The sequence below is a fragment of the Vibrio sp. Vb2880 genome (assembly GCF_033337975.1).
Lineage (GTDB): Bacteria > Pseudomonadota > Gammaproteobacteria > Enterobacterales > Vibrionaceae > Vibrio > Vibrio alginolyticus.
The window spans coordinates 109553-121836 of sequence record NZ_JAWORT010000005.1; the positions used below are offsets into that span (position 1 = coordinate 109553).

At 46.4% G+C, this 12284-nt stretch carries 10 protein-coding genes; 2 read left to right on the top strand and 8 right to left on the bottom strand.

Features of this window, described 5'->3' with window-relative positions:
• Positions 1–93: 93 nt before the first annotated feature.
• Positions 94–891: a hypothetical protein gene (locus tag R7M92_RS07535; protein ID WP_186585167.1), complete on the top strand. Its 798-nt coding sequence runs from the start codon at positions 94–96 to the stop codon at positions 889–891.
• 47 nt (positions 892–938) lie between these two features.
• Here the strand turns inward: R7M92_RS07535 and speG are convergent, their stop codons facing one another.
• Entirely contained in the window at positions 939–1478 is a 540-nt protein-coding gene (gene speG / locus R7M92_RS07540; protein ID WP_005375417.1) for a spermidine N1-acetyltransferase, read from the bottom strand.
• Positions 1479–1724: 246 nt separating this feature from the next.
• Here speG and R7M92_RS07545 point away from each other — a divergent pair, with 246 nt between their 5' ends.
• Positions 1725–1877: a hypothetical protein gene (locus tag R7M92_RS07545; RefSeq protein WP_318133035.1), complete on the top strand. Its 153-nt coding sequence runs from the start codon at positions 1725–1727 to the stop codon at positions 1875–1877.
• Positions 1878–1989: 112 nt separating this feature from the next.
• Here the strand turns inward: R7M92_RS07545 and R7M92_RS07550 are convergent, their stop codons facing one another.
• The 7 genes from R7M92_RS07550 to R7M92_RS07580 all read right to left on the bottom strand — a co-directional run bounded on the left by R7M92_RS07550 (position 1990) and on the right by R7M92_RS07580 (position 12139).
• The gene (locus R7M92_RS07550) at positions 1990–3039 is read right to left on the bottom strand and encodes a sensor domain-containing diguanylate cyclase (protein ID WP_021707655.1); all 1050 of its coding nucleotides are present in this window, start codon (positions 3037–3039) and stop codon (positions 1990–1992) included.
• 282 nt (positions 3040–3321) lie between these two features.
• A complete protein-coding gene (locus R7M92_RS07555; protein ID WP_005375420.1) occupies positions 3322–4173 on the bottom strand; it encodes a carbenicillin-hydrolyzing class A beta-lactamase CARB-42 in 852 nt (283 codons plus the stop codon).
• 326 nt (positions 4174–4499) lie between these two features.
• The gene (gene copI / locus R7M92_RS07560) at positions 4500–5066 is read right to left on the bottom strand and encodes a copper-resistant cuproprotein CopI (protein ID WP_064376773.1); all 567 of its coding nucleotides are present in this window, start codon (positions 5064–5066) and stop codon (positions 4500–4502) included.
• 76 nt (positions 5067–5142) lie between these two features.
• Positions 5143–8322, bottom strand: coding sequence for an efflux RND transporter permease subunit (locus R7M92_RS07565; protein ID WP_115386747.1), 3180 nt, complete (start codon positions 8320–8322; stop codon positions 5143–5145).
• A gap of 2 nt (positions 8323–8324) precedes the next feature.
• Positions 8325–10043: an efflux RND transporter periplasmic adaptor subunit gene (locus R7M92_RS07570; RefSeq protein ID WP_318133038.1), complete on the bottom strand. Its 1719-nt coding sequence runs from the start codon at positions 10041–10043 to the stop codon at positions 8325–8327.
• A 146-nt stretch (positions 10044–10189) separates the two neighbouring features.
• Positions 10190–11581 (bottom strand): TolC family protein, encoded by a 1392-nt coding sequence (locus tag R7M92_RS07575; protein ID WP_318133040.1) that lies wholly within the window; start codon positions 11579–11581, stop codon positions 10190–10192.
• Positions 11582–11716: 135 nt separating this feature from the next.
• The gene (locus R7M92_RS07580) at positions 11717–12139 is read right to left on the bottom strand and encodes a hypothetical protein (RefSeq protein WP_132696777.1); all 423 of its coding nucleotides are present in this window, start codon (positions 12137–12139) and stop codon (positions 11717–11719) included.
• Positions 12140–12284: the final 145 nt, after the last annotated feature.

The following is a 12284-nucleotide window of genomic DNA, read 5'->3' on the forward strand; positions in this document are numbered from 1 at the left end:
AGTTAGGGCGCTTCTGTCACATCCAGTGAGTGATGATTCAAAAAGTATCTGCGCAGCTAAGTGCGGGTATTCAACATCTCAAAGGACTAAAAAATGAAAAATAAACTAGCGTTAGTGTGTATAACTTTGTTGGTTAGTACGCTGGCTCATGGTGCCGAGCATCGAGTAAAAGACAATAAAAACAAGTTGGCGGATGACCCAACAAAAGTCATCACGAAATTTGGCGCGTCTTACGCAAACAACTACGATTTTGATGATCAAAACATCTCATTCTCGGGCTCACTTGCGCTTGACCAAGCGCGCAAAATTAACCTGCGTATCAATGATGATGCGAGCGAGTGGCGTATTGGTGGCTCGTGGTTGTTTCCGGTCGGTATCGTGAACTTCAACTTCGGTAAAAATGAATACGTAAACGGCGCGGATCAAACCAACTACAGCGTTGGTACCTTTATGCCGCTAAGTTATTTCGGGATTGAGCCAGCAGGCTTCCAAATTTTCCCAATGGCAGGCTATACGTACAACACTGGTGATGTTCCTGTTTGTGACGGTGCAGAAAGTAGTCTCTGTAGCGAGCCTAACTTTACGGGTACGCCAAGTGCAGAGAATGGCTTCAATATGATGAGCTCTTCAGGCAGTAGCGGTTACGTTGGTGCATTTGCGCTGAAATCGTTTACCAAAGAGCTGACGTTAATCAGCTTTGCAGCAGGCACTTACGGCTCAGAAAACAGTGAAGGAGAGAACTACAAAGGCTTCTTTGGTGGTATTGGTCTTGGTTACCTCGTGAGCAAACGCCACTCTTTTAACGTAATGACGTTTGGCATGGACAACAACACCTATTTGGATGAAGCAGACAAGCGCATCGTATTATCATATCAATATCAATTTGAATAAATAAAAACGCAGCCCAAATAGCTGCGTTTTTACTTTGATAGAATGAACTAGTGAATTGAGTTGTTTTCTTCGATCTTTTTCTGGTACTGGTGTTTTAATATATACATGCGCTTAACATCGCTGTAAGCGCCGTTAATAAAGTATTCTTCTACAAGGTGACCTTCTTCGATAAAGCCGCACTTTTTGTATAAGTGAATAGCGACTTCGTTATCCACTGCGACTAATAAGTAGATTTTACGTAGATTAAGAATTGAGAATGAGTAATCTAACGCACGATTAATCATCTCTGTCGCATAACCTCGGCCTTGATGCTCTGGGGCGATGATTATCTGAAATTCCGCGCTGCGGTGAATGTAGTTAATCTCGATCAGCTCAACTAAGCCAATTACGATGCCGTCTTCATCTTCGACGACAAAACGCCTTTCAGCGTCATCATGTATATGTTTTCGATAAAGTTCTTCGAGCTCGTCATAAGACTCGTAAGGTTCTTCGAACCAGTAGGCCATGATATTTCGGTTGTTATTCAGTTCATGAATAAAGCGCAAATCAGAACGCTCTAATGCACGCATTTTTAGGCCTTTCTTCATCATTTTTCTCCAATGAGGGCGGAGAATACCTCCGCACTTGATGCTAGAAAATATTACCGTATTTCACAAGAATAGCGCATCTTTTTTTGGAAAATATCCTGTGATTTTCAATGTGGAAACTTAGAGTTCACGACAAATATAAATTAATCTTTACGATAAAAAACTCGATTAGGTGCTTTGCCTAATATCGTATTAAATACCGCGCAACGACTTAGTGTCTTAATCTAAACAAACAAGGTATTCAATATGTTTTCAATCGGTGACGTAGTAGTAGCGACTAAAGGTATCGATCTTGGCGAAATGATTGTTACAGGTTTAAGCAGTGGCGGTTTTTACACACATGTAAAAGCAGGCGAAAAAACACTAACTTACCCAGCTAAAGATCTTAAGAAAGCATAATTAAATTTGCTCATTCTTATTTTTAACTGGCTTAAAGTTCGTATTAGTTATTTTAAGCGGGTTAGAATCGATAAAAGGTAGCGCAATGAGTCGCTACCTTTTTTTATTTTTTCTACCTTTCTTCACCAATATGAAACTCAACGCGATTTCTTCCAGTTTCTTTTGCCTTGTAAAGTGCTAAGTCGGCGCGTTTAACTAATGGTTCAAATGAGTCGTCGAGACGACAGACTTGAGTTACCCCAATACTCGCGGTGAAGCTCATATCACAACCTGAATGTTGAACGGTCGTCGTTTCTAGTGCATTACGAATCGTTTCTAATGTGTCTAGAGCTTGCTGTGATGAGCGACTTCTTAATACGATGGCAAACTCTTCACCGCCAACTCTGGCAAGTAAGTCACAATCAAGTAGATGACTTTTAATAGTATTAACTGCATGGATCAGTGATTTATCGCCTGCGTCATGACCAAATCGGTCATTGAGGCTTTTAAAATTGTCGAGATCTAAAATAGCAACATGGAAGTCAATGCCCTGGGTTCGGTATTCATTTAGGCGGCTTTCGATTTGTCGCATGAACTCTCTGCGGTTTGGAATACCTGTTAGATCATCCGTCGTGGCGAGGTGCTCCATCTTCATAATCTGTATATGAAGGGCAATGTTTAAAGCAATCCAATTAGCGATGCACTGAAGCTGTGCCGCTTGTTCGTTTGTGTAAATGTGCGTTTGATGATGCGCAACATTAAGCGTTCCTAGGCAGACTTTACCGTGCATTAAAGGCGCGTCCATACACGTACCCATACCATTGGATGCGAGCATCATACAATCGATCTCATCAGATTGCGTAACATCATCGCAGATCATCAGTTGTTGCTTTTTGAACACTCGGCCAACAAACGCTTGATGAATGGGCACTAAAAATTCAGCGGGAATCGCTTTACTACCAGAGAAAGAGTAGACCTTTAGATGATCATTGTTTTCATAAAGTGTGATACTCGCACGGTCAGAATTAAATATACGATTTATCCATTCTGCCACCGTATCAAGTACTTGCTGTAGTGTTTCCGATTGAGCTAAAAAGTGAACAAACCCTATCGGCATACATATCGGACTTTCCATGTTTTGCATCGATAAGTCATCAGGGTTAAAAGTTCTTTCAAGTCTCAATAGACATCTCCTTGGCAATGTTGCAAATACCAACAATAAATTACGTGAAGCTATTTTGTAGAAAATGTGCTTCTTGGTAAGAGTATGGTTTAATTATCGCCGTTTGTGTGCATTTGGTTGCTTAATGTGGGCGTTAACTCACCCTAAATAAGTAAATCTTATACCTATTTATAAGTAAGTCATTACTCAATAAGTGGTGTTTTTAAGATGGAAGTACAGAATGAGCCCTTCTGGAAGAGAAGGGCTAGAAAAGGATACAAATGGGGTCAGGTGAGTAGAGACTTAATTGTCTTTGTACTTTTGTAAAATCAACTGACTTATCTGCGCAACGAGCTGGTCCCTAGCTTGAAGTGAGAGCTCGGTTTCTGTGACATAAATACTAATGTAAACAGGTCGATGATTTTCCTTCCATATAATCGCGTTAATGCCACGCGAACCATGACCACCCGCACCAGAACGGTCTGCAATAGACCAACCTGTTGGTAATACAGAACGCATTAACGAGTCTGAAACTTTGTTGTCCTGCATCCAGATTTTTAATTGTACACGAGACTCATAAGACAACGTTTCGCCTTCGACCAAAGTTCGAAGAGTGTTTAGTATGGCGTTAGGTGTGGTTGTGTCGCGGCTGTCGCCTGGTGTGGCTTCGTTCAAGCGAGGTTCTATTCTGTCTAGGCGCGTTGCTTTATCTCCAATTGTTCGCAGAAACATTGTTACGGCTTTAGGGCCGCCAATTTCATTTAATACCAAGTTGGCTGCAGTATTATCACTCATTAACATAGCGGCTTCACACGCGTGCTCTATGCGTGTGTTTTGGCCTGCGAGCTTATCCATCACTGGAGACCATACAACGATACTGCGCTCATCGACTTTTGCGGTCGCATTCTTACTTAGCTTACCGCTGTCCATATCACTTAGCATTTTGGCACAAGCTAGGGTTTTGAATGTGCTCATGAGTGGGAAGCGTTCATCGCCACGGTAGTCCCAACGCTCGTCTGCTTGGGTATCCCAAACTGACACCCCAATTCTGCTTGAGGTTTGTTGCTCGAGGAGAGAAATGTCCTCATTCAGTTGGGACGCGTAACTTAGGGTTGAGCAAACCATTAGCCCAGCCAACAAAAATAACTTTTTCATGGATCGTGTTCTTCAATTTTAGTTTTAGTTCGCACCGTAGCGATGTCACGTAAACTATAACGAGCCAATACTCTAAACACTGTTAAATCTATGTCTATTTTATGTAGGATTCTTTGCAATACGCTAATACGGTCTCAATATGAGGAGAAGAGTGTTGCTATCAAGGCCCGTAGTTTGGCTTATATATTACGTCGGTGATTCGGTCATAAAAATATCTTAGCGTGAGACACTGGCTCAGAATTTCTTATCATGAGCTAACGAATAGTTTGATCCAGAGAAATAAAAGGAGCTGAATCATCAGCTCCTTTGTCTAGTTGGATAATTACTTACAGTTCAATCTTTTTAACCATGCCCGATTCTGCATGGCCCGGAATGTTGCACGCGAACTCAACCTTGTTGTCACCGTGGAAGTGCCACAGTAATTGCTTCGCTTTACCTGGTTCTACCGTAACTGCGTTGCCTGAGTCATGCATGTGATCGCCACTCATTGTCTTCATCATTTCGCGATGTTCTAGCTGCTCTTTAGCCGAACCAATCGTAAACTCGTGGTTGATCTTACCGGTGTTCATGACCACAAATTGCACCACATCGTTTGGCTCAATTTTAACGTCTTTTTTGAACTTGATGGTCATGTCATCACCCAAGATAACGTGTACCACCTTGTCTGGCTTTGCCCCTTTTGCTGGCATACCAACTGCCGACATGCCCGGCATATCCATCATGTTTGAATGGTCCATTTTACTGTGGTCCATCTTCATGCTGCCGTGGTCCATATTTTCATGCTTCATGTTGCTATGATCCATGTTCGCGTGGTCCATGTTTGAATGATCCACTTGGGCAAATGCAGTCGTTGTTGTTAGGGCTAGAGCAAGAGTGATTAGTGTCTTTTTCATTTTTATATCCTTGTTTTAATTCATTATTAACTTGGTTGCTTCCCCTCAAACGAATTGATTGAGGGGAAGGTAGGGATTAAGCCTTGTTGTTTACATCACTAGCTTGTGTGCTAGCTTGGTGATTAGTCGCATTGCTATGACGCAACTCACGTTGTTTCCACAGCTTGAAGATGGCTGGAAGCACCAACAGCGTCAGCAGCAGTGCCGATGCCATACCACCAATCATTGGTGCGGCGATACGTTGCATTACTTCTGATCCTGTACCTTCGCCGTACATGATCGGAATCAGACCAATAATGACCGTCAGTACCGTCATCATTACTGGGCGAACACGCAGGCCTGCACCTTCACGAATGGCATCGGTTAGGTCTTTCGTCTCAAGCTTCTGTTGGCTCTCTTCCGCATCCAGCTTTTTGTAGTGCCATGCTTGGTTGAGGTAGACGAGCATGATGACCCCAATTTCAACCGCGACGCCTGCTAGGGCAATAAAGCCGACCCCGACGGCAATCGAGAAGTTGTAGTTGAGGATATGCATGAGCCACAAACCACCGACCATAGCGAGTGGTAGCGTAAGCATGATGATCATTACTTCGCCGACACGACGGAAGCTGAAGTAAAGCAGTAGCATAATGATGGCGATGGTGATTGGTACCACGACACTCAAGCGATCTTTCGCACGTTCCATGTATTCGTATTGACCAGACCAAGCCAGCGAGTAACCCGCAGGAAGCTCCAATTGATCAGCCACGACTTGCTGTGCTTCCACGACGTAAGAGCCAAGGTCACGACCATCGATATCGACAAACACCCAGCCGTTTGGACGCGCGTTTTCCGTCTTGATCATCGGAGGGCCGTCTTCGTAACGAATGTCCGCTACATCAGCCAGCGCAATACGAGCGCCATTTGGTGTCACCAATGGTAGGTTTTGCAGTTTAACCACTGAGTCGCGGTAGTCTTGTGGGTAACGAACGTTGATTGGGTAACGCTCCAAGCCTTCAATGGTTTCACCCACATTCATGCCACCCACCGCAGTGGAGATCACTTGTTGAACGTCTTTGATGCTTAAGCCATAACGCGCTGCGGCACGACGTTTAATGTCGATCGTGACATAACGACCACCTGCTACACGTTCTGCATAAACCGATGCCGTGCCTTGTACGTCGTTAAGAATTGGCTCCAACTGAGAACCGATCTTCTCAATCACTTTCAGATCAGGGCCCGCGATTTTAATGCCGATAGGGGTTTTGATGCCCGTTGCCAGCATGTCGATACGCGTTTTGATCGGCATTACCCAAGCGTTAGTAAGACCAGGGAACTGAACCAGTTTGTCGAACTCTTTGCGCAGTGACTCGGTTGTGACCCCTTCGCGCCATTGATCGCGTGGCTTCAACTGAATCACGGTTTCAATCATGGTGAGTGGCGCTGGATCGGTTGCGGTCTCAGCTCGGCCAATTTTGCCCCATACGGTTTTCACTTCTGGAACGGTTTTGATCAGTTTGTTGGTTTGCTGTAGAAGCTCACGCGCCTTACCAATTGAGATACCCGGATAGGTCGTTGGCATGTACATCAAGTCGCCTTCATCCAGCGGCGGGATGAACTCGCTACCCAGTTTACTGGTTGGGTAGTAAGCCGATGCCATTAGACCTAATGCGATAACAATCATGGTCTTAGGGTATTTTAAGCTGGTGTTCAACAGTGGGCGGTACAACGCGACCAAGCCACGGTTAACCGGGTTTTTGTGTTCCGGTAACACCTTACCGCGAATGAAGTAGCCCATAAGCACAGGGACGAGTGTGATTGCCAAACCTGCTGCCGCTGCCATGGCGTACGTCTTAGTGAACGCAAGCGGCGAGAACATCTTGCCTTCTTGGCCTTCTAAGGCGAACACCGGTACGAAGCTAAGAGTAATGATCAGCAACGAGAAGAACAGCGGTGCGCCGACCTCTTCTGCGGCTTTACCTATTACTTGCCAGCGGTTTTTGTCGGTCAGTGGCGTTCGTTCAATGTGCTTATGAACGTTTTCAATCATCACGATTGCACCATCCACCATGGCACCGATGGCAATCGCAATACCACCCAAGGACATGATGTTGGCGTTGATGCCTTGCCAATGCATTACGATAAACGCAGTGAGAATGCCGACCGGTAGGCTCAGAGCGATAACCAACGAAGAACGAATGTGGAATAAGAACAACGCGCACACAATCGCAACGACGATGAACTCTTCTGCAAGCTTCTTCCATAGGTTTTCTACCGCTGAATCGATAAGGGTAGAGCGGTCGTAGGTTGCAACAATTTCCACGCCTTCTGGCAGGCTGCGTTGTAGGTCTGCGAGTTTGTCTTTGACTTTCGCAATCACTTCACTGGCGTTTTCACCAAAGCGCATCACGATAACACCACCTACCGCTTCACCTTCGCCATTCAGCTCTGAGATACCACGGCGCATTTGTGGGCCAAGGTTAATGTCTGCGATATCACCTAATAGCAACGGCGTGCCTTTCTCGGTGACTTTTAGCGGCAGTGATTTTATGTCTTCAATGCTGGTTAGGTAACCCGTGGTACGAACCATGTGCTCGGCTTCGGCCACTTCGATAACGGACGCGCCGGTTTCTTGGTTACCGTTTTGGATTGCCATGTTCACTTGTTGCAGAGTGAGGTTGTAAGCACGAAGCTTGGCAGGGTCAATCTGCACTTGATACTGCTTCACCATGCCGCCCACGGTAGCAACTTCAGAAACGCCATCAACGGTTTGCAATTCGTACTTCAAGAACCAATCTTGCAGGCTGCGAAGATCCGCCAAATCATGCTTGCCAGTTTTGTCTTGTAATACGTAGCTGTAAACCCAGCCCACGCCCGTTGCATCAGGACCTAGGGTTGGTTTTGCGTTCGGTGGCAGCTTTGGTGCTACTTGGCTCAAGTACTCCAACACGCGTGAACGTGCCCAGTACATGTCGGTATCATCGTTGAAAATGATATAAACGTAAGAATCACCAAAGAAAGAGTAGCCACGAACCGTCTCAGCACCCGGCACGGCAAGCATGGCGGTGGTGAGTGGGTAAGTAACTTGATCCTCGACGACTTGAGGAGCTTGACCCGGATAGCTTGTCTTGATGATCACTTGCACATCAGAAAGATCCGGAATCGCATCAACAGGCGTATTCTTTACACTGTAAAGTCCGCCTAATACAAGGGCTAAGGTCGCGACCAACACTAGGAATCGGTTGCTCAGTGACCAACGAATAATTGCATTGATCATAATTAACCCTCGACGGCTATTGTTGCAGGAACTAGCTGTTTAAGAACGTAGTCAGATCCTTGTTTTTCAACTAGAAACCGAACTTTCTGTCCTTCTTCAAAACCCGATAGATCAACATCTTCACCCACAGAGAAGTTCATCTCGCCAGCATCCCAGTTCCATTCTGCAACCGGTAGGTGGTTTAAGGTGATCATGCCAAAATCAGCCATCAGCATGCTAATGTCACCAGTTAGCCAAACTTCTGCGGCAATGACGCTGTTGTCTGCCTTATAGTCGATGATTTGGTACTGACCGGACTCCGTCTTTTGCATTTCAAATTCGATAGCCTGACCTTTTTTCAAGTCACCCATTTCAACGCCATCTGCGAAAGTGAAGTTCATTACCATGCCCGGCCAATCCCATTCTGGTACAGGCTGGTGGTTTATGGTCAGCATACGGTGATCTTTCATCACATCCGTGATCTCACCTTTAGCCCATGCCGTTTCTGCGGCCGCTTCCACACCATTGATGCGAGACAGATCCGCCGACTGGCTTGATTCAGAATCGAGCATGAAGTGAGATGAAGTAACGATCTTGTCGCCTTGCTTAAGCCCTTGTAATACTTCGATTTGTTCTCCAGCCTCACGGCCAACTTCAATTCGAGCTGAGCGATATTTGCCGTCGCCTTCAGCCAGAACCACACGAGTCATACCACCGGAACGAATGACGGAGGACTTAGGAATCGTTAACACTGCGTCGTCAGTGACAGGCTGCAAGGCAATGTTTGCGAACATGTTTGGCTTCAATGCACCATCTGGGTTAGGGAATTTAAGACGCACACGCAACGTACGTGTTTTCGGATCAAGGATTGGGTACACGTAATCTACGACGCCTTGCCATTCATTGCCCGGAATCGCGTCAAGGGTCATCGTGGCTTGAGAACCCGCTTTCATCCAGTGCGCTTGACGCTCAAAGACTTCCGCATCAACCCAAACATTGTCCAAAGGACCTGCACTGATCACCGCTTGAGCAGGGGACAAATAGCCACCTTCACGCACGTTTAAGCTCGCGATAACGCCATCAGAAGGCGCTTTGATTTCAATGGTTTGCGATGCTTTACCACTACGAGTAATGGATTTGATTTGAGCACGGTCAACACCAAGCGTTACCAAGCGCTCGGTCGCGCCTTTTACAAGACCTTTGCGGCCAGTGCGGTACGCATTCAGCAATTCTTCTTGTGCTTTAACCAGTTCCGGAGAGTAGAGCGTGAACAGCACATCGCCTTTCTTCACTTTCTCACCCACGGCATTGATGTAGAGTTTTTCTACCCAACCCGCCACACGAACGTTGGTTTGCCATAACAGACTTTCATCAAAGGCAATATAGCCAACCGTTTCGATGCGTGGTGATAGTTGTTGTAGTGTCGCGTTTGCGGTTTTAACCCCGAGGTTGTTTTCTACTGAAGGGTCAATAGTCACTGTACCCGGTGCGTCTTGTTCACCGGATAGGTCTTCTGCGTAAACCGGAATCAAATCCATGCCCATTGGGGACTTACCCGGCTTGTCGCGTTTGTAATTCGGATCCATTGGGGCAACCCAGTAAAGCGGATCATTAGAGCTTGCAGCAGATTCGCCACCCATCGCACTCATGTCGTGAGCCGAGCCCGTAAGAAAATGATTAGCACCAAACCCTAAAGCACCACCAACAATCAGCGCGATGGTTGCAATTTTTAATGTTTTCATTGTATTACCTTATTTTCCCCTTCACATTTGACGCTACAGCGTTGTTGCCTGCTCTCGTTCACCCAAATCACATAGCAGATCTATGCTCATGGGATTCTCTCGTTTGCCGCCTAGCTGCAGCCCCAACTGTCTTGGGGAATCACAAATTAATATGTCGAAATAGAGCGAGCTTCCGGTGAAGCCACTTGGTAGTCGAAACCACCGAGTAGGGTGGCTAAATTGCTGTTTGCGATGTTGAGATCGGTCAGTAGACGTTGTTGCTCCAATTGCAGAGCCAACTCGTCAGTCGTGGCGGAAATCACATCGTTAAACTGCGCTGTGTTGTTTTGATAACCCCGCTCAACGGCTTGGATGCGCGCTTTCGCTTGAGGCAATAAGGTGGATTGATAACGTTCTAAGCGTTGGGTTAAGTTGCCGCGATCAACCAGCAAAGTGTTCACCTTGGCATTCATCTGCGTTAGTAAGGTGTCCTTTTGTGATTGTGCCGCGCCAACTTGGTATTGAGCGGCCGCGAGATTGCGATCTTGGCGGTCACCCGTAAACAACGGAATGTCCATTGTGAGGTAAGCGCTGACCAAGTCTGATGCGGGTTCACCCATCATGTTGTCGGCTTGGCGGTAGGCGTACATTACTTCGACGCCAAACTGCGGGTTGTAGGCTTGCTCAGCAATCTCCACCTGAGTTTTATTGGCAGAGATGCTAACGTCGGCTATCTTAACCATCGGGTGTTGGCTGAGTTGCTGATAATGCTTGGTGGAACCCTGACTGGCAGCAAGTTTGCTGTTCAGTGTGTCCCAGTTCAATTGATTGCTCGCGTGCAGAGCTTGTTCGTTTGCCAACCAATCTGACCCCAACCATTCGGAGAGTTGAGAGATAAGACGACGTTGCATTTGTGCGTTGGCTTGCAGTTTCTCATCCAACTTGCTGACTTGTAATTGAGCGTTGAGTAGGTCTTGCGCTTCACTCTTACCAATCGAATAGTTGGTTTGAATAAAGCTTTCCATCTCCTTCATCAACTTGCGGTTCTCAAGCATGATTTGCTCCGCGCGTTGCTGGTAACCAAGCTCTAACCAAAGTTGAGTCATGCTGTTGGCTACCTCAAGCTCACGAGCGTGCACTTGAAGCCCAAGGCCGTCGGCTTGTTGGTTGGCTTTCTTCTGTTGCAAATCAAGCGTAGAGCCACGCTCAAACTGTTGCATTAAACCAACGGAGATGTTGGTCATTGGGTCTTCATCGAATTTGAAGCTGTCGACAGGCAAGCCACCAAAACCCACTTTCAGTTTTGGGTCCATCAAGGTCGCGCTCGCGACGCCCGTTTCACGCATGGCTGCAGATTGCGCTGAGTATTGCTTACGATTGCCATCGTTACTCAAAGCGACGTTGATCAGTTGGGCAAGCTTGGTCGTTGAAGCTCGCTCACTTGATGCGGAATTTTGTGCTGCGTGCGTCTCTTTACCTGCGGCGTTAACCAAGGTTGGCGCAGCGACCAGAGCCACCATAAAAATAGGTGCAGCTAAGCGGTATGGTTTGATATCCATAATCTAAATCCAGTGTTCGCCGGATCGATGGAGGTGCGGATTTTATTGCGGGAACAGTAAAGCCTTGTTACCTCATCGTTCAGGCGCATTAAAACAACCTGCGATACACGCGCAGGGTCGAATGCTAGGACGGATTTAGGCTATAGGAGGTCGGTATAGGTCGCGGCTGACGTGTACGACTGGGGAAGCAACTTCAGGAGTAATAGTTGCGCGATAGACGACGGGCATTGGGCTACTGACAGGATTAGGTAGGGGGACGAAAACTATCGTACACGCGGCAGTACAGCAGGTGTGAACCATGCCGGAGCCTCCACCACAGTTCATGCTGGTTTCTCTTACATCGCCATCTTCGGACATAGAAGCGTCAGTCATGGAGACGTCCATCATGCCAGGCATACCGCAGTGTTCGCTGTCACTCATCATAGAAGCATGGTGAGCCATGCCAGTAGACATCATTTGAATATTCATCAACGGCTCACTGTTCGCCACACTAGATACCAATAGTACTAGCGTCGTGAAGAGAGTTAACCAGATTGTATGCAGCGATTTTAAGTGCATACCCTTTCCCATGTATTTGATGAAAATGATGAAAACCCTTCGATTCTAAAGGTTAACCTAAGGGTAAGGTCAATCATTTATTACTCTTATTATCAAAATAGTCCAACCCTACAGTTTTCGCACTTTCGAGGGAGTAAAACGTTTG